Annotated in this window: 19 protein-coding genes and 1 pseudogene; 8 read left to right on the forward strand and 12 right to left on the reverse strand. The window is 74.5% G+C overall.

Features of this window, described 5'->3' with window-relative positions; all coding sequences use genetic code 11:
* Positions 1-157 precede the first annotated feature (157 nt).
* Positions 158-1015, forward strand: a complete 858-nt coding sequence (locus IE326_RS30795) for an esterase/lipase family protein (protein WP_150227452.1) — start codon at positions 158-160, stop codon at positions 1013-1015.
* A 32-nt stretch (positions 1016-1047) separates the two neighbouring features.
* Here the strand turns inward: IE326_RS30795 and IE326_RS30800 are convergent, their stop codons facing one another.
* Complete coding sequence (locus IE326_RS30800) at positions 1048-2079, reverse strand: lytic polysaccharide monooxygenase auxiliary activity family 9 protein (RefSeq protein ID WP_190043892.1); 1032 nt, start codon at positions 2077-2079, stop codon at positions 1048-1050.
* 171 nt (positions 2080-2250) lie between these two features.
* Positions 2251-2919, reverse strand: coding sequence for a response regulator (locus IE326_RS30805; protein ID WP_150227450.1), 669 nt, complete (start codon positions 2917-2919; stop codon positions 2251-2253).
* 172 nt (positions 2920-3091) lie between these two features.
* Between IE326_RS30805 and IE326_RS30810 the strand changes: the two genes are divergently transcribed.
* From IE326_RS30810 to IE326_RS30825, 4 genes are all read left to right on the forward strand, one after another.
* Positions 3092-4075 (forward strand): Bug family tripartite tricarboxylate transporter substrate binding protein, encoded by a 984-nt coding sequence (locus IE326_RS30810; RefSeq protein WP_150227449.1) that lies wholly within the window; start codon positions 3092-3094, stop codon positions 4073-4075.
* Complete coding sequence (locus IE326_RS30815) at positions 4072-4578, forward strand: tripartite tricarboxylate transporter TctB family protein (protein WP_150227448.1); 507 nt, start codon at positions 4072-4074, stop codon at positions 4576-4578. The genes IE326_RS30810 and IE326_RS30815 overlap by 4 nt, the downstream gene beginning before the upstream one ends.
* Before the next feature lie 3 nt (positions 4579-4581).
* Positions 4582-6075, forward strand: coding sequence for a tripartite tricarboxylate transporter permease (locus IE326_RS30820; RefSeq protein ID WP_190043893.1), 1494 nt, complete (start codon positions 4582-4584; stop codon positions 6073-6075).
* Positions 6076-6207: 132 nt separating this feature from the next.
* Positions 6208-6657 carry a DUF6299 family protein gene (locus tag IE326_RS30825; RefSeq protein WP_190043894.1) on the forward strand — a complete coding sequence of 150 codons (450 nt, stop codon included), beginning with the start codon at positions 6208-6210 and terminating at the stop codon, positions 6655-6657.
* A gap of 91 nt (positions 6658-6748) precedes the next feature.
* Here IE326_RS30825 and IE326_RS30830 read toward each other — a convergent pair whose 3' ends face one another.
* A complete protein-coding gene (locus IE326_RS30830; protein WP_190043895.1) occupies positions 6749-7231 on the reverse strand; it encodes a ribonuclease FAU-1 family protein in 483 nt (160 codons plus the stop codon).
* A complete protein-coding gene (locus IE326_RS30835) occupies positions 7212-8135 on the reverse strand; it encodes a GNAT family N-acetyltransferase (RefSeq protein ID WP_190043896.1) in 924 nt (307 codons plus the stop codon). Before IE326_RS30835 ends, IE326_RS30830 begins: the two co-directional genes overlap by 20 nt.
* Before the next feature lie 73 nt (positions 8136-8208).
* Between IE326_RS30835 and IE326_RS30840 the strand changes: the two genes are divergently transcribed.
* A complete protein-coding gene (locus IE326_RS30840) occupies positions 8209-8586 on the forward strand; it encodes a GntR family transcriptional regulator (protein ID WP_030751409.1) in 378 nt (125 codons plus the stop codon).
* Positions 8587-8661: 75 nt separating this feature from the next.
* Here the strand turns inward: IE326_RS30840 and IE326_RS30845 are convergent, their stop codons facing one another.
* The 4 genes and pseudogenes from IE326_RS30845 to IE326_RS30860 form a co-directional block, all read right to left on the reverse strand.
* Positions 8662-9771, reverse strand: coding sequence for a DUF5925 domain-containing protein (locus tag IE326_RS30845; RefSeq protein ID WP_190043897.1), 1110 nt, complete (start codon positions 9769-9771; stop codon positions 8662-8664).
* A 72-nt stretch (positions 9772-9843) separates the two neighbouring features.
* On the reverse strand, positions 9844-10608 hold the full coding sequence (locus IE326_RS30850; protein WP_190044258.1) for a polysaccharide deacetylase family protein: 765 nt from the start codon (positions 10606-10608) through the stop codon (positions 9844-9846).
* A 281-nt stretch (positions 10609-10889) separates the two neighbouring features.
* Positions 10890-11894: pseudogene (locus IE326_RS30855) on the reverse strand (glycosyltransferase family 2 protein); the annotation flags it as partial.
* Positions 11891-12751, reverse strand: coding sequence for a glycosyltransferase family 2 protein (locus tag IE326_RS30860; RefSeq protein ID WP_373310322.1), 861 nt, complete (start codon positions 12749-12751; stop codon positions 11891-11893). The gene IE326_RS30860 and the pseudogene IE326_RS30855, both read right to left, overlap by 4 nt.
* Before the next feature lie 736 nt (positions 12752-13487).
* Here IE326_RS30860 and IE326_RS30865 point away from each other — a divergent pair.
* Positions 13488-14294, forward strand: a complete 807-nt coding sequence (locus IE326_RS30865) for an SGNH/GDSL hydrolase family protein (RefSeq protein WP_150227441.1) — start codon at positions 13488-13490, stop codon at positions 14292-14294.
* Here IE326_RS30865 and IE326_RS30870 read toward each other — a convergent pair.
* Entirely contained in the window at positions 14278-15318 is a 1041-nt protein-coding gene (locus tag IE326_RS30870; RefSeq protein WP_190043899.1) for a protein kinase domain-containing protein, read from the reverse strand. The two genes, IE326_RS30865 and IE326_RS30870, sit on opposite strands and share 17 nt — an antisense overlap.
* A gap of 296 nt (positions 15319-15614) precedes the next feature.
* Here IE326_RS30870 and IE326_RS30875 point away from each other — a divergent pair, with 296 nt between their 5' ends.
* A complete protein-coding gene (locus tag IE326_RS30875; RefSeq protein ID WP_030751428.1) occupies positions 15615-15887 on the forward strand; it encodes a hypothetical protein in 273 nt (90 codons plus the stop codon).
* A 142-nt stretch (positions 15888-16029) separates the two neighbouring features.
* Here the strand turns inward: IE326_RS30875 and IE326_RS30880 are convergent, their stop codons facing one another.
* The 3 genes from IE326_RS30880 to IE326_RS30890 form a co-directional block, all read right to left on the reverse strand.
* Positions 16030-17226 carry a CaiB/BaiF CoA transferase family protein gene (locus IE326_RS30880; protein WP_190043900.1) on the reverse strand — a complete coding sequence of 399 codons (1197 nt, stop codon included), beginning with the start codon at positions 17224-17226 and terminating at the stop codon, positions 16030-16032.
* Between the two features lie 74 nt (positions 17227-17300).
* A complete protein-coding gene (locus tag IE326_RS30885; RefSeq protein WP_150227438.1) occupies positions 17301-18077 on the reverse strand; it encodes an ABC transporter permease in 777 nt (258 codons plus the stop codon).
* The gene (locus IE326_RS30890) at positions 18074-19012 is read right to left on the reverse strand and encodes an ATP-binding cassette domain-containing protein (protein WP_190043901.1); all 939 of its coding nucleotides are present in this window, start codon (positions 19010-19012) and stop codon (positions 18074-18076) included. The genes IE326_RS30885 and IE326_RS30890 overlap by 4 nt, the downstream gene beginning before the upstream one ends.
* Positions 19013-19032 lie beyond the last annotated feature (20 nt).

The following is a 19032-nucleotide window of genomic DNA, read 5'->3' on the forward strand; positions in this document are numbered from 1 at the left end:
GGGCGGGGAGGTCTCAGGGCGCCAGTTTTTACCGACGCGTAACTTCCCAGCCCGCCGGTACCCGTGCGTAACTTGGCGGAGCGCATCCCCACTTGTGGTCCGGGCCGCAGGGCACAGCACCCCCACCCATCCCCTTGAGCCGCAAGGAGATCGCCCGATGCTGCCCTGGAAGAGCCTCGTCAGAGCGCTGTCCGTTCTGCTCCTGACGATCGCCGCCGTCCTCGCCCCCACGGCTGCCGCCCAGGCCGCCGCCCCCAGCCGGGGCTGGAACGACTGGACCTGCAAGCCCTCCGCCGCCCACCCCCGCCCCGTCGTCCTCGTCCACGGCACCTTCGGGAACGCCGTCGACAACTGGCTCGCCCTCGCCCCCTACCTGGTGAACCGCGGCTACTGCGTCTACTCCCTCGACTACGGGCAGCTGCCGAACGTGCCCCTCTTCCACGGCCTCGGCCCCATCGAGAAGTCCGCCGGGCAGCTCGACGCCTTCGTCGACCGGGTCCTCGCCGCCACCGGGACTCCCGAGGCCGACCTCGTCGGACACTCGCAGGGCGGCATGATGCCCCGCTGGTACCTCAAGTTCCTCGGCGGCGCCGAGAAGGTGAACGCGCTCGTCGGCATCGCCCCCGACAACCACGGCACCACCCTGCTCGGCCTCACGAAGCTGCTGCCGTACTTCCCCGGCGCCGAGGACCTGCTCACCGCCTCCACGCCGGGCCTCGCCGACCAGATCGCCGGCTCCGCCTTCCTCACGAAGCTCAACGCGGGCGGCGACACCGTGCCCGGCGTCCGCTACCACGTCATCGCGACCCGGTACGACGAGGTCGTCACGCCGTACCGCTCCCAGTTCCTGACCGGACCCGACGTCACCAACGTCCTCATCCAGGACAAGTGCGCCCTCGACCTGTCCGAGCACGTGGCCATCGGCCTCACGGACCGGGTCGCCTTCCACGAGGTCGCCAACGCCCTCGACCCGGCCCACGCCACCCCGACCAGCTGCCTCTCGGCGGTCGGCTAGCCCCGCGACCGGCAGGAACCGAAAGACGCGCCCTAGCCGCGCCGCGTCCGCCGGTTCGCGCGGAACAGCACGGCCGCGCCGACCGCCAGCACGGCGGCACCGCCCAGCGCGAGGTACGTGGTGCGCCCGTCCCCGCCGGTCTCCGCCAGCTCCACCGCGCCCCCGGCGGGGGCGGGCGCGTTCTTCGTGGCGGGGGCCGCCGCCGGGGTCGTCGGGGCCGCCGTGCGCCGGCCCTCCCCGCGCTCGTCGTCCCGGTGGCCCCCCTGGTGGGCCTCCGCGGCACCGGCCCCCGTGGCGGGATCGGCGTCCCCGTGCCCGCCGTGCTCCACGGAGGACTCCTCCCGGCCCTCCTCGATCTGCTCCTCGGAGGGGGCGGAGGCGGTCGGCGCGGGGGCCGTCGCCGTCGCCGCAGGAGCCGCGCCGCCCCCGGCCGACGCCGCCCCGAACACCACGTCGGAGCAGGTGTAGAACGCCTCGGGGGAGTCGGACCGCTGCCACACCGAGTAGATCAGGTGGCGGCCCGACTTCGCCGGCACCGTCCCCTCGAAGACGTAGTCGCCGCCCTGCATCCCCGGATCGGTCACCGTCACGAACGGCTCCGCCTCCAGGTCCGACCACTTCAGCGGCTTCGCCGGGTCGTACCCGTCCTTCGTCACGTACAGCGCGAACGACCCCTTGTGCGGCGCCGTCCCCTTGTACCGGAAGGTGTGCTTCCCCGCCGTCATCCGCGACGCCGGCCAGTCCGCCCGCGCCAGGTCGAGGCCCTTGTACTTGTCGTTGCCCGCGCTGCACAGCTTTCCGTCCGGGATCAGCGCCCGGTGCTGACCCGCCGCGTTCGCGATGTTCACCGCGTTCCAGTCGTAGAACGCCTGCGTCCCGCTCGCCGCCACCGCCGCCCGGCACGCCGCCGACGAGGGCGCCTCGGGCCCCTCCGCGTAACAGGCCGCCACCCGGCTCACCGGATCGGTCATCGACCCGTGCGCGAAGGCGGGCGAACCGGAGAACCCGGCGAGGGCGAGGGCGGCGGACGCGCTGAGGACGGCGACCGTACGGCGAGACGTCATGGGGGCACTCCTGACACGAGGGTGGGGTGTGGGGGTGCCCCGCACGCTAGCCGCCGCGATCCCCGCAAAAGCCCCGGAAGAAGGGCGGGCGGCGATTCTTAGGACCGCTTTAAGGTCCAGTAAAGAGCCACCTCAGGAACCCCTCTCGCGCCGCCCCTCCCGTCAGGCCCCTCACCCCGCCGGCCGGTACCGCCGTTCCGGGCGGCCCGTGCCTCCGTAGCGGAGGGTGACCTCGGCGCGGCCGGTGGCGGCGAAGTGCTCCAGGTAGCGGCGGGCGCTGACGCGGGAGAGCGCGCCCGCCTCCGCGCACTCGGTGGCCGAGAGGCCCCCGGGGTGGGCGCGCAGGATGCCCTCGACCAGGTCGGCGGTGTGCGGGGCGAGGCCCTTGGGGAGCTCGCGGGAGCCCGGGGGACGGGTCCCGAAGATCTGGTCGACGTCCTCCTGCCGCGCCTCGGCCAGGCCGTCGAGCCGGCTGCGCAGGGAGGCCACGTGGCGCAACTGCTCGTGCAGGGCGGCCTGGTGGAAGGGCTTGATCAGGTAGTGCAGGGCCCCGGCCCGCAGCGCCGCCCGGACCATGCCCGCGTCCCGCGCCGCCGTGATGAAGAGCGCGTCCGCCGCGAGGCCCGCCCCGCGCAGTTCGCGCAGTACCCCGATGCCGTCCATGTCCGGCAGGAAGATGTCCAGGAGGAGCAGATCGGGGCGCAGCCGGTGGGCGGCGCGCAGCGCCTCCGCGCCGGTGTGCGCGACACCGACGACGGAGAAGCCCGGCACGGCCGACACGTAGCGGCTGTGCAGCTTGGCCACCATGAAGTCGTCGTCGACCACCAGCACCTTCGTCACGCCGGACACGGTAGGTCGCGACCACAAGGACCACAACGTCCGTTGGTTGCGGAAGGGCGACAGCTTCCTCACGCGGGGGCAACATGTGGGCACTTCCCCCCGTCATCCTTCCCCCTCACGACCCTTCCCCCTCCACCACCCCTGCCCACCCACTCACCGAGAGGCGGCCCCGTTGCGTCTTCGCACCCCCTTCGCCCTGCTCGGGGCGGCGCTGCTGGTGCTCGTCGGGCCGCCGCTGCTCACCCCCGGCAGCGGCTCCGGCACCGGCACCGACATACCCGGCCTGCGGTTCATGGTCCCCAACACCCCCGGCGGCGGTTACGACATCACCGCCCGCACCGCGGCGAAGAACGCCGAGGAGGCCGGTCTCACCGGCGACGTCGAGGTCTTCAACCTGCCCGGCGCGGGCGGCACGGTCGGCCTCACCCGGCTCGTCGGCGAGCGCGGCGACGGGACCCTCGCCATGTCGATGGGGCTCGGCGTCGTCGGCGCCGTCCACACCAACAAGACCCCCCGGACCCTCGCCGACACCACGCCGATCGCCCGGCTCACCGAGGAGCAGGACATCGTCGTCGTCTCCAAGGACTCCCCGTACCGGACCATCCACGACCTGCTCGCCGCCTGGAAGGAGGACCCCGCGAAGCTGCCCGTGGGCGGCGGTTCCTCGCCCGGCGGTCCCGACCACCTCGCGCCGATGCTGATGGCGCAGGCCGCCGGCATCCCGCCCCGGGATGTCAACTACGTCCCCTTCGACGGCGGCGGCGAGCTCCTCGCCTCCATCCTCGGCTCCAAGGTCGCCTTCGGCGTCTCCGGCGTCGGCGAGTACCTCGACCAGATCGAGGCGGGCGAGCTGCGCCTGCTCGCCGTCACCGGCGCCGAACGGGTCCCCGGCCTCGACGCCCCCACGCTCCGCGAGGCCGGTCTCGACACCGAGTTCACCAACTGGCGCGGCATCGTCGCCCCGCCCGGCCTCACCGACGCCGAACGCGACCGGCTCGTCACGCTCGTCACGAAGCTGCACGACTCGCCGCAGTGGCGCGAGTCCCTGAAGACCCACGGCTGGAACGACGCCTTCCTGCCCGGCGAGGAGTTCGGCGCCTTCCTCACCGAGCAGAACACCCGCGTCGACACGGTGCTGAAGGAGCTCGGACTGTGACCACCCCCAAGCCCTCCCGGCTGCGCGGCCGCTCCGAACTCGGCGTCAGCGCCCTGCTGCTGCTCCTCGGCGTCCTCGTCCTCACCGACGCCCTCACCCTCGACGTCGACGTCACCGCGCGCGGTCCCGTCGGCCCCGCCACCGTCCCCCTGCTCGTCGGCTGCGGCCTGCTCGCCGTCGCCGTCCTGCTGGCCGTCGACGTGCTGCACGGCGGCCGCGGCGAGGCCGAGGGCGGCGAGGACGTCGACCTCGACGCGCCCGCCGACTGGCGCACCGTCCTCCTCCTCGTCGGTGTCTTCCTCGGCTTCGCCGTCCTCATCGGCCCGCTGGGCTTCCCGGTCTCCGGCGCCCTGCTCTTCTGGGGCGCGGCCCACGCCCTCGGCAGCCGCCACCCCGCCCGCGACCCGCTGATCGCTGCCGTCCTCTCCCTCCTCACCTACGGCGTCTTCGACCGCCTGCTGGGCGTCCCGCTGCCCGGCGGCCCGCTGATGGGAGTGCTCTGACCCATGGAATCCCTGAACTCCCTGCTGGACGGCTTCGGCACCGCCCTCACCCCGGTGAACCTGCTGTGGGCCGCCGTCGGCGTGCTCCTCGGCACCGCGATCGGCGTGCTGCCCGGCATCGGCCCCGCGATGGCCGTCGCCCTGCTGCTCCCGGTGACCTACGGCCTCGAACCGACCGGCGCGTTCATCATGTTCGCCGGCATCTACTACGGCGCCATGTTCGGCGGCTCCACCACCTCGATCCTGCTGAACACCCCCGGTGAGAGCGCGGCCGTCGTCGCCGCGATGGAGGGCCATCCGATGGCCAGGGCGGGGCGGGGCGCGCAGGCGCTCGCCGCCGCCGCGATCGGCCACTTCGCCGGCGGCATGATCGGCACGATGCTGCTGGTCGTCCTCGCGCCCACCGTCGCCGCCCTCGCCGTGGACATCGGCGCCCCCGACTACTTCGCCCTGATGGTCCTCGCCTTCATCGCGGTGACCTCGGTCCTCGGCTCCTCCCGGATCCGCGGCGTCGCCTCCCTGCTCGTCGGCCTCACCATCGGCCTGGTCGGCCTCGACCAGCTCACCGGCCAGCAGCGGCTCACCTTCGGCTCGCTCCAGCTCGCGGACGGCATCGACGTGGTCATCGTCGCGGTCGGCCTCTTCGCGATCGGCGAGGCCCTGTGGGTCGCCGCCCACCTGCGCCGCACCGCCGGCCGGCCGGTCCCGGTGGGCCGCCCCTGGCTGGGCCGGGAGGACGTGCGGCGCACCTGGAAGCCGTGGCTGCGCGGCCCGTTCATCGGCTTCCCCTTCGGCGCGATCCCGGCCGGCGGCGCGGAGATCCCGACCTTCCTGTCGTACGTGACGGAGAAGCGGCTCTCGAAGCACAGGGAGCAGTTCGGCAAGGGTGCCATCGAGGGCGTCGCGGGGCCCGAGTCCGCCGCGTCCGCCTCCGCGGCCGGCACCCTCGTCTCCATGCTGACGCTCGGCCTGCCGACGACCGCCGTCGCCGCGGTGATGCTCGCCGCCTTCCAGCAGTACGGCATCCAGCCCGGCCCGCTGCTCTTCGAGCGGGAGCCCGAGCTGGTGTGGGGCCTGATCGCGTCGCTCTTCGTCGGCATGGTGCTGCTGCTGGCGCTCAACCTGCCGCTGGCGCCCGTCTGGGCGAAGCTGCTCCGCATCCCGCGCCCGTACCTCTACGCCGGCATCCTGTTCTTCGCCGCCGTCGGCGCGTACGCGGTCGGCGGGGAGGCCCTCGACCTGGTCGTCCTGCTGGTCGTCGGCCTCCTGGGGCTCGGCATGCGCCGGTACGGCCTGCCGGTGCTGCCCGCGGTCATCGGCGTGATCCTCGGCCCGGCCGCCGAGCAGCAGCTCCGCCGGGCCCTCCAGATCAGCGACGGCTCCGTCACCGGTCTGGTGAACACCCCGTTCTCGGTGACCGTGTACGCCGTCGTGCTGCTGCTCCTGCTGTGGCCGCTGCTGCGGAAGGCGCTGGGACGCGGCCGTACGGACGCCTGAGCGGTGGGATCGTACGACGATCGGAGAGGTCCAACGCGCCGATGAAGGAGTGAGTTTCGGACAATGGGCGGCCGGATCCGGTATCCCTGGCGGGCACAGTCTCTCCCCCCACCGAAGGGACGTTTCCCCACCATGCGCCTCAGACTCGCCCTCGCCGCCACCGCGCTCCTCGCCGCGGCCGCCGCTCCCCTCGCCCACGCGGGAGGGGCGGACGGCCCCGCCGCCGACCCGGCGGACCGGCGCGCGGACTTCGTCACGGTCGACCCGGCCGGACTCCTCGGCGCCGACGGCACGGTCACCCTCTCCGGCACCTACCGCTGCCTCGACGACGGCGCGGGCCCGGTCCTCGTCGGCTCCACCCTCCTCCAGCAGGACCGTTCCGCCGGCATCGGCGGCACCCGGGCCGTCTGCGACGGAGCGGTCCACACCTGGACCAACACCTCGGTGGTGAAGGACCCCGCGTACCAGCCCGGCGACGCCGTCGTCCGCGCCACCCTGACGCAGCTCGTCCCCGAAGGGCCGATGGGCCTGCCCGCCCCCGACTTCCTCGCCGCGGAGGCCGCGCCGGTCGTCCTCGGCTGACCGGCCGGCCTCGCGACCTGCCGACAGACCGACAGACCGACAGACCGACGGGCCGACCGGCAGACGCCGAATCCTTCGCTCGGCCGGCCGGCTAACCGGCGAGCAGCTCCACCAGGCCCCGGCGGCCCAGCCGTTCCAGCTCGTCGAGGGCGGTCACGGCCCGCTCGGCCGCCTCCGGGTCGGAGGCGGCCAGACCGCTCGCCGCGAACTCGTCCTCGTCGAGCCGGAGCACCTCGCTGCCGTCCGCCGACACCCACAGGTCCAGGTCCAGGTCCTCCACCGTCACCCCGGCCGGCCCGATCACGGCCGGCCGGGTGACGTCGCAGTACCAGCCCTTGAGGGTGCCCTCCGCCGCCCACACCTCCTTGACGGTGTACCAGCGGTCGCTCCAGTAGTGCTCCACGAAGACGTCGCCGGGCTCGAAGCGCACGAACCCGAAGTCCCGCACCCCCTCCGCCGCCCACGGCGCCCGCACCGTCAGCCGCGTCCCGGCACCGGCCACCACCTCGGCGGGGTAGCGGATCTTCAGCCGCCCCGCCTTCCACAGCGCCACCTCAACCGAGCGTCCGGACATACCGCACCTCCGTCGCGCCGAGCTCGTAACCGAACCAGCCGTTGACCGCGAGCATCGGCCCGTTCCCGGCGTCGTTCCCGGTGAACGCCTCCGTGCAGCCCGCCGCCCGCGCCCGGTGCAGCGAGTCGTTCTTCACCAGCTTCGCGAGGCCCCGGCCCCGGAAGCCCGGCGCGGTGCCGGTCATCCCCGAGCCGTACCGGCCGAGGCCGTCGGTCCTGGCCGCCGTGAAGGCGACCGGCACCCCCTCCGCCACCGCGACCGTCGACAGCTCCCGGTCGAGCAGCGGATGCCCCCAGGTCGTCTCCCGCCAGTGCGCGTAGTCGTCCAGCACGGCCGCCAGGTCGCCCGGCTCGTCGGCCGTCGTCACCGCGTCCAGCTCGAACAGGGGCCGCGGGTCGTCCGCGAAGTCCGCCGCCGTGCGCAGCTCCACGCCCGGCGGCGGGTCCTGGAGGGGCGGCAGCGCGGCCGCGGTCAGGTCCAGGCGCAGGAAGCACGCCGCACGGCTCGCCGCGTATCCGTGCCGCTCGGCGAAGGACCGGTTCTCCGGGGCGTCGAGGACCCAGCTGTAGAGCGTGGTCGCGCCCCGCTCCGCCAGGTGCTCCTCGGCGGACCGCAGCAGCAGCGTGCCCGCGCCCAGACCCCGGTGGGCCGGGTCCACGAAGACGTTCACCGTGCCGCCCCCCGGCTCCGGGGACTCGTGGGCGAGGGAGACCTCGGCGGTGCCGATGATCCCGCCGTCCTCCGTCACGGCGACCAGCGGCCGGTCCCGGGCGGCGGGACGGGCGTGCGCCCAGTCGAAGGCGGTCTGCTCGGCGGTGGCCAGCATGTAGGGGAGGGCCGCACGCCTGACGCGGGCGAAACCCCCGGCGTCCTCGGGCCGTACGTCACGGACGATGACTGTCATGGGCCCGCACGCTACGGGCGGGGCCGGGCGGCCGCCTCCCATTTTCCGGTGGGGTGGGGGCAGAATCGGGCGGGTGACACTGACACTCGTTGTGGACCACCAGTCCACCACCGCCCCCTACGAACAGCTGCGCGCCCAGATCTCGGAGCGGGCCCGGTCGGGCAGACTCCCGGTCGGATACAAGCTGCCGACGGTCCGGGGACTCGCGGAGCAGCTGGGGCTCGCCGCGAACACGGTCGCCAAGGCGTACAAGGCCCTGGAAGCCGACGGGGTCATCGAGACCCGGGGCCGGCACGGCACCTTCGTCGCGGCGGCCGGCGACGCCGCCAGCCGCCGGGCCGCCTCCGCCGCCGCCCAGTACGCGGAGGAGGCGTACCGTCTGGGCCTCACCCGGGACGAGGCCGAGGCCGCCGTACGGGACGCGCTGCGGGCCGCGTACGACTCCGAGTGACGCACGCGCGGCCCGCCGGGAGCCGGTGATCCGGCGGGTCGCGCCCTCACCGGCGGGAGCCCGGGGCGCATCCCCTCACAGATAGAGCCCGGGGGCGGGGGTGCGCGGCTCCGGCAGGTCGGCGGGGGAGAGCCCGCGCCGCAGCGCGAACAGCTCCGCCAGCGTGGCGCCCTCGGTCGGCACGCCCTCCTCCCGCCCCAGCCAGGCCGCCGACTCGGCCCGGGTGAGCGGTCCGACCTCGATCCGGGCCAGGCAGCGGCCGGGGCGGACGATCGCCGGGTGCAGCCGCTCCAGGTCCTCGTTGGTGGTGAGTCCCACCAGGACGTTGCGGCCCTGGCCGAGCAGACCGTCCGTCAGGTTCAGGAGCCGGGACAGCGCCTGCCCGGTGGCCTCCTTCGCCCCGCCCCGGACCAGCTCGTCGCAGTCCTCCAGGAGCAGCAGCCGCCACCGCTCCTTCTCGGTGCCGTCGTCCTCGCCGATGGCGATGTCCATCAGATAGCCGATGTCGTTGAAGAGCCGCTCGGGGTCGAGCACGCAGTCCACCTGGCACCACTCCTGCCAGGACCGGGCGAGGGTGCGCAGCGCGGAGGTCTTGCCGGTGCCGGGCGGGCCGTGCAGCAGCAGGAGCCGCCCGCTGACGTCCTCGGGGGTCAGCTTCATCAGCCGGTCCATCGACGCGGCCACCGGAGCCGTGTAGTTGGGCCGGGCCTCCTCCCAGGGGGCGGCCGCGATCCGGCGGGTCATCCGGCGCGGGCCGCGCTGCGGGGCCAGGTACCAGAAGCCCATGGTGACGTCCTCGGGCTCCGGCTCGGGCTCGTCCAGGGCGCCGTCGGTGGCCTCGGCGAGGATCCGCGCGGCGAGTTCGGGGCCGGTCGCCGTGACGGTGACGTCGGCGCGGTGCTTCCAGCGGGAGGAGAGGATCGTCCATCCCTCGCCCTCGGCCAGGACGGAGCTGCGGTCCTCGTCCTTGGCGCCCCACAGCACCCGGGCGCCGGGCGGCAGGAGGGTCGCGTCGGGCTTCGCCCGGTCCAGGGTGAGGGCGTGGGAGTGCGGCTGTTCCCCGGTGGTGAACCGGTCGAGGAAGAGCGCGTCCATGACGTCGCTCGGCGAGTCGCTGTCGTCGAGGTTGACCACGACGGGCAGCGGGGGACGCGGCCCGGACGGTGCGACGGGGGTGTCTGGCATGCCGCCATGATCCGGCAACGGCCCCGGCGGCGCACGGGTTTTTGTCCCCGTGCGGGCCGGGCCCGCACGGGCTCAGATCCAGTGCCCCCGCAGCGCGCCGCGGGCCCGCCGGACGAGCGCGTACCCCTTCGTCAGGGTCCGGTCGGCGGCGAAGTCCCGCCCGAGGGCGCGTCCTTCGAGGAGCCGGACGAAGCCGGCGGGCGTGGTGGAGCGGCGGACGGTCACCCGCTCCAGGGCGTACGGCCCCTGGCGGCGGCGGGCCGGCGCGTTGCCGACCGCGAGGGCCTGGGCGAAGCCCGCCTCCCGCACGGCGGTCCGCACCCGCCGGCTGGAGTAGCCGTACGGGTAGGCGAAGGAGTCCGGTGCGGTGCCGAGCTCCTCGCCGACGAGCTCCCGGCAGCGCAGCGCCTCGAACCGCAGCCGCCGCGCGTCGAGCTGGTCCAGCTGCGGGTGGCTGTGGCTGTGCCCGCCGATCTCGCTGCCGGCGGCGGCCAGTTCGCGCACCTGCCCCCAGGTGAGCATGGTGTCGAGGGCGCCCCCGGTGGCGTGCCGGCCGGGCAGCCAGCCGCTGGTGACGAAGACCGTGCTCACGAAGGAGTGCCGGGCGAGCACCGGCAGGGCGTACCGGTGCACGCCCTCGTACCCGTCGTCGAAGGTGACGAGCACCGGCCGGTCGGGCAGTCCGGTCCCGGTCCGCCAGGCGGCGGCGAGCCCGGCGGCGGTGACCGGCGTGAAGCCCCGCTCGGCCACCGCGTCCATCTGCGCGGCGAAGGCCCCGGGCGTCACGGAGAGCGCGAGCGTCGCGGGCGCGGGGTCGGGCGAGACCGCGTGGTACATGAGGATCGGCACGGCCGCGCCGGACGCCCCGGTCACGCGCTCGCCCCCTCGGCCGGCACGGACGGCTTCCGCGGCACGGGTACGGCCTTCGGTCCGGGTACGGCCTCCGGCTCTGGTACGGCCTTCGGCTCGGGTACGGCCTTCGGTCGGGGTACGGCCTCCGGCTCGGGGAGGCTTCCCGGTCCGGGAAGGTCCTTCGGCTCGGGCGTCTCCTCCGGTCCGGGTGTGTCCTCCGGTCCGGATACGGCCGCCGGTCCGGGTGCGTCCTCCGGCTCGGACACGGCCTCCGGTGTGATCGGGCCCCAGGAGAAGGCGGGGGAGGTGCCGCGGCGGGCGCGGAGGGTGCCGACGGCGTAGCCGCCGGCGGCGAGCGCCACGCCCGTGACGATGGCCCCGGCCCGTCCGGCGCCGCCCGGACGGCCGAGCAGCGCGTCCCGCAGCCCGCGCAGCACCCCGGCGGGCAGCACCCGGCCGGTGTACCGCCGCTCGGACTCCAGGCCCTTGCCCGCGCCGACGCTCTGGGCGACGAGGGCCTTGGACAGCCCCTCGGCGTAGACCCGGGTGCGGAAGTAGGCGAAGCGCTCGCGGACGGCGGGCACCTTGTGGTGGATGACGGCCCGGTCGTCGATGAGCAGGACGGCGTCCGGCACCGCGTTCGCGAGCCGGATGCACAGCTCGGTCTCCTCGCAGCCGAGCGGGCGGCGGTCGCCGTCCCGGCCGATGCCGGTGGCGAAGCCGCCCGCCGCGTCGAAGGCGGTGCGCCGGAAGGAGGCGTTGCCGCCGAGGACGTTGCGCACCCGCGCCCGGCCCGGGGGCAGCCCCCGGTAGGTGCAGCCGACGACCCAGTCGAACTCCTCGGGGAACCAGGGGGGCCGGCGGCCGGAGGCCCAGGAGGGCAGGGTGCGCCCGCCGACGGCGACGACCCGGGGGTCGTCGTATCCGGCGGCGAGGTGGTGGAGCCAGTCGTGCTCGGCCACGGCGTCGTCGTCGAGGAAGGCGACGAACGCGCCCCGGGCGGCGGCGATCCCGGTGTTGCGGCCGGCGGAGAGGCCGCGGGGGCCCGCGTTGGCGAGGACCCGCACCTCGCCGCGGGCGCGCTCCTCCGCGTACTCCCGGGCGAGCCGGTCCAGGAGCCGCGCGTGGTGGTCGACGACGAGCAGGACCTCCAGCGGCGGCAGCGACTGGGCCCGGACGGAGCGGACGGCGGCGAGGATGTCCCCCCACCGCTCCTCCGTGTAGACGCAGATCACCACCGAGAAGCGGGGCGGGGCGGTGCGGTCGCTCAAGACGCCTCTCCCCGGGGTGCGCCGACCGGCAGGACGGCGGGGCGGCGGGCGGCCCGGGCTGCCTTGGGGACGCGCTTCTCGCGGAGGATCACCTTGAGGACGCGGATGCCGTCGCGCACCGCGTTGAGGTTGCTGACGCCGTGGATGCGCAGGTACTCGTGGCTCGGGACCTCCTGCACCTTGAGCCCGGCCTTGACCACTCGGATGTTGATGAGGGTCTCGATCTCGAAGCCCGTGCAGTCGAGGGCGATCTTGTCGAGGCAGTGCCGCCAGAAGGCGTTGTAGCCGTAGCAGAGGTCGGTGTAGCGGGCGCCGAACTTCCGGTTGACCAGGGTGCACAGGGCCCAGTTGCCGAGCCGGCGGATGCCGGTCATGTCGTCGGTGCCGCCGCCGTTGGCGAAGCGCGATCCCTTGGCGAAGTCGGCGCCGCCGACGAGGGCGGAGACGTAGGAGACGATCTCCTGGCCGTCGGCCGAGCCGTCGGCGTCGACCATCACGATGATGTCCCCGGTGCAGGCGGCGAAGCCGCTGATCAGGGCGTCTCCCTTGCCCTTGCCGACCTGTTTGACGACCTTGACGTCCGGCCACAGTCCGCGGGCGACCTCGATGGTGTCGTCGGTCGAATTTCCGTCGACGAGGACGACTTCATGAATCCATTCCGGCAGTGTCTTGAACACGTACGGAAGATTTTCCGCCTCGTTCATCGCGGGAATGACGACACTCACCGGGGGAGTGATCGCCAGATGGGAGGTGATGGCCCGGTAGTGCGTCGCTATTCGGCTCGGCGTCCTGTTCTGCATTCGACTCGGCCCGGTGTTTTCTCGGCCCGTGGCGGCCGGGTGCAGAAACGAGCTCATGGGTCGGTCTCCCTCTCGTCCGGTGGGCCGCCATTCCTGGGCGGCCCCATCGTGTGTCCGGTGCGAAAGGGGGGTTCTCGCCGTTCCCACACGTGATCAAACTCCGTGCGAGAACGGTGAGTTGGCATGACTGGCCGCGCGGTACCCGTGACCCGGGACGCCGATCGGCGCACCGGGCACGGCACCCCCCTACCGCGCCCCGCGCCGGACCTCCGCGACGCCGGCGCTCTCCCCGGAGCGCTGTGCCGATGGACCGATGCGGGTGAGATGTACGACGGTATTGATGAATGGGACTGTATGGCAAGTCCCGCTCGTACGGCCCGGGTTCCGGCACTTTGGCGCACGATCAGCGCTTGTAGCTGGCCGTTCCCGATCGGATTTGATCAATCCGTTTCTTCCCGTCACCCCCGTGGGGGCGGTGTGACCCGGCGTTCTCCTGTGCGGAATCGAGTGCTTTCGTCGCGGTCCCGTCCGGTCGCGGATCCGGCCTCGGGTCCGGTCGCGGAGCCGGCCGTGGGGCCGGTCGCGGACGGGTCGCGGGGCCGTCCGCGGGGTCGTTCGTGGGCTGGTCCGTGAAGGAGGGCGGGGGCCTCCGGTCGCTCAGTTGTCCGTAAAGGGACGGTTCCTGAGTGATGTTCACTCACTCTCCAGGGTCAGTTTTGACATGAACACTTCCGGAGCGGCCGATCCGATGCTACTTCCTGGTAGCGCAGAGATCCTGCTACAGGGAGGTTCCATGAAACTGTCGCGATGCGCGGCCTTCGCTTCCTCGCTCCTGCTCGGTGCCGTCCTCGCCCTGACCGGGGCGGGCGCGGCCCAGGCGGCCGAAACCGCCGCCCTCGACTACGTGGCCCTCGGCGACTCGTACTCCTCCGGCGTCGGCGCCGGCAGCTACGACAGCGCCAGCGGCGACTGCAAGCGCTCCACCAAGGCGTACCCCCGCCTGTGGGCCAACGCCAACGCCCCCTCGTCCTTCTCCTTCACGGCCTGCTCCGGCGCGGTCACCACTGACGTCACCACCAAGCAGCTCGGCCCGCTCTCCTCCGCCACCGACCTGGTGTCGATCACCATCGGCGGCAACGACGCGGGCTTCGCCGACGTCATGACGACCTGTGTGCTCCAGTCGGAGAGCACGTGCGTCAACCGGGTGAACCAGGCCAAGGGGTACGTCGACTCGACGCTGCCCGCCCGGCTCGACGCGGTCTACAACGCCATCCGCGCCAAGGCCCCGTCCGCCCGGGTCGTCGTCCTCGGCTACCCGCGCTTCTACCAGCTGAACGGCACCTGCGTCGCCGGCCTCAGCGAGACCGAGCGGTCGGCCATCAACGGAGCCTCCGACCACCTCAACGCCGCCCTCGCCAAGCGCGCCGCCGACCACGGCTTCGCGTTCTCCAGCGTCGTCCCCGGCTTCACCGGACACGAGATCTGCTCCGGCTCGGCCTGGCTGCACAGCGTCAACTGGCTCAACATCGGCGAGTCCTACCACCCCACGGCCGCCGGCCAGTCGGGCGGCTACCTGCCCGCCTTCAGGAACGCGGCGTAGCGGCGGCTCCCCCGTCCGCCGCACCCGCACCACCCGCACCAGGGGCGCCGGGAACGGCCGGAGCGGTGCTCGACGCACCTCCTCCGCCCGGACCGGCGCCCGGACCCTCGTCCCTGACGGCCTGCCAGACCAGCGCCCCCACGATCACCAGGAGCCCGGCGATCCCGGCGGCGACCACCGCGCCCCGGCGCGGCCCCCGCCGCTCCCCGTCCGCGCGCTCCTCCCCGCGCGCCCCCCGATCCTCCGTACGCCCCCCGCGCACACCGCCCGGGCCGTCGTGCTCCCGGTCCTCCGTGCGCGCCGCAGGGCGCTCCGGTCCGCCCCCGGCCACAGAGCCCTCGCGGGGCCGCTCCCCGGCCCCGGCCACCCGCTCCAGCTCCCGCACCGCCCCGGCCCGCACCTCCGCGTCCGGATCGGCCAGCCCCCCGGCCGCCCGGGCCAGCGGCCCCGAGCGCGGATCGGCCACCACGGCGCCGAGCAGCGCGCCCAGCGACCGCAGGTCCTCCCGCGGCCCCGGCGGCGGCGCGTCCGGCGCGTCGCCCGGCGCGGAGGTCCCGGTGGCCACGCCCGTGACCACCACCCGTCCGTCGTTCGCCAGCAGCACCCGGTCCGGCCCGAGCCCGCGGTAGGGGACCCCGGCCTCCCGGGCCGCCCGCAGCGCCGCCAGCACCCCGAGCGCGACCCGCGCCGCCTCCCGGTCCGGCAGCGGCCCGCCGGCCTCCAGGGTCTCCGCCAGCGTCAGCCCGCGCACCAGCTCCATCACGATCCACGGCCGGCCCCGCTCCACGACCACGTCGTACACCGCGGCCACGCCCGGCCCGGAGATCGCCTCCGCCGCCCGCGCCTCGCGCTCGACCCGCGCGTACAGCAGCCGCTCCGCCTCCTCGGGGGTCCCCGGCGGGGCGTGCACCTCCTTGACGGCCACCTCGCGGCCGAGCGCCTCGTCCCGGGCGCGCCAGACGATCCCCGCCGCGCCCTCCGCGAGGGCGTCGAGCAGCCGGTAACGGCCCGCGATCAGCGTCATGGCCCCACGGTAGCCGCGCCCCCGCCGGGTGGCGACCCGCCCGGACGGCCCTCGGTGTCGTAGATCACACCGGATCGGGGGCCTCGGGCGGCGGGCCGGGTTGCAGGATGGTTCGTGACGGTTCGGCAGGTGTTCGAACCCTGTCCAAGTCGCCCTGGAATCGGCCGGATTCGTAGAGTGACCGTCAACCCCCGTACGGGTGCAGTGAATCCCGTCGGCGGGATACACGCGTGTCACTGTGGGGCGATAGGGTTAACCTGCCCGGGCCGGGTGCCCTCGTACGGGTGGGGAGTGACATGGAACAGATAACGATGCGGAGCAGGCCGCGTGTGCCTGCCATCACCTGCGGGAGCAGCGCGACCAGTTCGCGCCTCGACCGCCATCTCGCGGTGCTCGGCGGACCCGCCGTGCCCCAGCGCGAGGTGGCGGAGGCGACGCTGCTCATGCGGGAACTGACGACCCGTCGCCACGAGGCGCCGGCCCAGGAGCGGCACACCGGCCGTGCCCGGGTCTCGCTCTTCGCCCCGCTCCGCCGCCTGCGCCGCACCCTCTTCGGCGCCCACCACTAGGTCCGCACCCCGCGCGCCGGAGCGCCGGATCCGCGTACCCGACGCGACCCGCCCGCCCCGGCCCGCCACCCGTACCCACCCGCACGCCGAGAGCGCCGGACGCGTCCCCGCCCGTCCGGCGCTCCGTCGTACCCGCCCCCGCTCAGGCGATCACCCCCGCCGCCCGCAGCTCCCTCACCTCCGCCGCCGGCACGCCCAGCCCGGCGAGGACCGCGTCCGTGGACTCGCCCAGCGCCGGGATCCGCCCCATCGGGGCCTCCGGCCCGTCGGGGAAGACGACCGGCGGGAGCAGTGACGGCAGCGGGCCCGCGGGGGAGTCCACCGGGCGCCAGCGGTCCCGCGCCGCCAGCTGCGGATGCCGTACCAGCTCCGCCACCGAGTTGAGCCGCGCGCAGGCGATCCCCGCCGCGTCCAGCCGCTCCACCGCCTCGTCCGCCGGCAGCGCGGCGAGGGCCGTGCCCACCGCCGCGTCGGTCGCCGCCCGGCCCGCCACCCGCGCCGCGTTGGTCGCGAAGCCCGGGTCGTCGGCGAGCTCTGGTCGCTCCAGGACCCGCTCGGCGAGCCGGCGCCACTCCCGGTCGTTCTGCACCGAGAGCAGCACCAGCCCGCCGTCTGCCGTCGGGTAGGCGTCGTACGGCGCGATCACCGCGTGCGCGAGCCCGGTGCGCGGCGGGGCCGTGCCCCCGTGCGCCCCGTGGTGGAGGGGGTGGCCCATCCACTCCGCGAGCGCGTCGAACAGCGACACCTCCACGGGTCCGCCCCGGCCCGTGGTGCCGCGGCGGACGAGGGCGGCGAGGACGCCCGCGTACGCATACATCCCGGCCGCGATGTCTGCGGCCGGGATGCCGGACTTGACGGGTTCCTCGGGGGTGCCGGTGACCGAGACGAGTCCGGTCTCGCACTGCACGAGCATGTCGTACGCCCTCCGGTGGGCGTACGGGCCGTCCGGGCCGTAGCCGGAGACGTCCACGGCGACGAGGCGCGGATGCGCGGCGCAGAGCGTGGCCGCGTCGAGGCCGAGCCGGGCCGCCGCCCCGTGCGCGAGGTTCTGCACGAAGACGTCGGCCTCCGCCACCAGCCGCCGGGCCAGCGCGAGACCGCGCGGGTCCTTCAGGTCGAGGGCGACCGACTCCTTGCCGCGGTTGCACCAGACGAAGTGCGAGGCCAGCCCCCGGGCCGCGGTGTCGTAGCCGCGGGCGAAGTCGCCGCCGTCGGGCCGCTCGATCTTGACGACCCGGGCACCGAGGTCGGCGAGCTGGCGGGTGGCGAAGGGCGCGGCGACCGCCTGCTCGACGGAGACGACCGTGATCCCGTCCAGAGGGAGTGGCTGAGTGCTCATGACCGACTGCCTACCGCGCCCGCGCGCCCCCTGTCATCAGGACCTGGATCACGCGGCCGCCGGCGCGGGGCCGGTCAGCGGCGCGCGTACCGGCGGACGGTGAGCGGGACGAGGACCGCGAGGAGCCCGAGGGACCAGAGCAGCGAACCCGCCACCGGGTGGGCCACCGGCCAGGCGGCGTCGGCGGGCACGGGCGCGTTGCCGAAGAGCGCCCGGACGGCGGTGGCGACGGCGGAGATCGGGTTCCACTCCGCGAGCGTCCGCAGCCAGCCCGGCATGCCGTCGGTGGGGATGTAGGCGTTCGAGAGCAGCGGCAGCATGAAGGTGGCACTGCCGAGCTGACCCGCCGCCTCCTCGCTCTCGGACACCCGGCCGAGCAGGATCCCCGCCCAGGTGGTGGCGAAGCGGAAGAGCAGCAGCAGTCCGAAGGCGCCCAGGGCCTCCAGGGCGGTGCCCTCGATCCGCCAGCCCATGGCGAGCCCCACCAGCACCATCGGGACGGTGCCGACCGCGCAGACCAGGAGATCGGCGACGGCCTGTCCGAGCGGTACGGCGGCACGGCTCACCGGGAGGGTGAGGAACCGGTCCATGACGCCCCGGTGGGTGTCCTGGGCGGCCTGGAACATGCCGGTCATCAGCCCGCCGGCGGCGGTCGCCACCAGCAGGCCCGGCACCAGGAAGGAGCGGTACTCGGCGCCGGGCACGGCGAGGGCGCCGCCGAGGACGTAGCCGAAGAAGAGCAGGAAGACGATCGGCATCGTCTGGGTCATGACCGTGATGGCGGGGGCGTGCCGGATCCGCCGGAGGTTGCGGCCGACCAGGGCGGACCCTTCGAGGGCGAGGGCGTTCACGCGGCGGTCCCCTTCCGTCCGGTGAGGCGCAGGAACACCTCGTCGAGGGTGGGCGGACGCAGCGAGGCGTCGACGATGTGGATCCCGGCGGCGTCGATCTCGCGGACGAGCCGGGGCAGGGTGAGGGTGGGGTCGGCGGTGATCGCGCCGACCGTGCGGCGCTCGGCGTCCAGGTCCGGCGCCGAGCCGGTCAGCCGGTCCAGGACCGCGGCGGCGGGCCCCAGCGGCCCGGCTCCGGCGAGGACGACCTCGGCGCGGCTGCCGACGAGCGCCTTCAGCTCGGCGGGCGTGCCGCAGTGGGCGGCCCGGCCGTCCTCGACGAGCACGATGTCGTCGGCGAGCCGGTCGGCCTCCTCCAGGTACTGGGTGGTGAGGACCACGGTGGTGCCCCGCTCGGCGAGCCCGCGCACGGCGTCCCGGATCGCGTTCCGGCTGCGCGGGTCGAGGCCGGTGGTCGGCTCGTCGAGGAAGAGCACCGAGGGGCGGGCGAGCAGGCCGGCGGCGAGGTCGAGGCGGCGCAGCATCCCGCCGGAGTAGGTGCGGGCGAGCCGGTCGGCGGCCCCGGCGAGGCCGAACTCCTCCAGGAGCTCGTCGGCCCTGGAGCGCGGGAGGCGGAGCAGCCGGGCGAAGAGGCGGAGGTTCTCGGCGCCGGTGAGGTCGCCGTCGACGGAGGCGTACTGGCCGGTGACGGCGATCCGCCGACGCACCCCGGCCGGGTCGCGGACCAGGTCGTGGCCGGCGATCCGGGCGCTGCCGGCGTCGGGTGCGAGCAGGGTGGTGAGGATCCGGACGGCGGTGGTCTTGCCGGCGCCGTTGGGGCCGAGGAGGCCGCAGACGGTGCCCTCGGGGACGGCGAGGTCGAGCCCGCGCAGGGCGCGGACCTCGCCGTACCGCTTCTCCAGGCCCTCACTAAGTACAGCGTACGTAGTTGTCATGGCGGCACCGTACCGTACTC

The sequence above is a fragment of the Streptomyces filamentosus genome (assembly GCF_014654895.1).
Taxonomy (GTDB): domain Bacteria; phylum Actinomycetota; class Actinomycetes; order Streptomycetales; family Streptomycetaceae; genus Streptomyces; species Streptomyces filamentosus.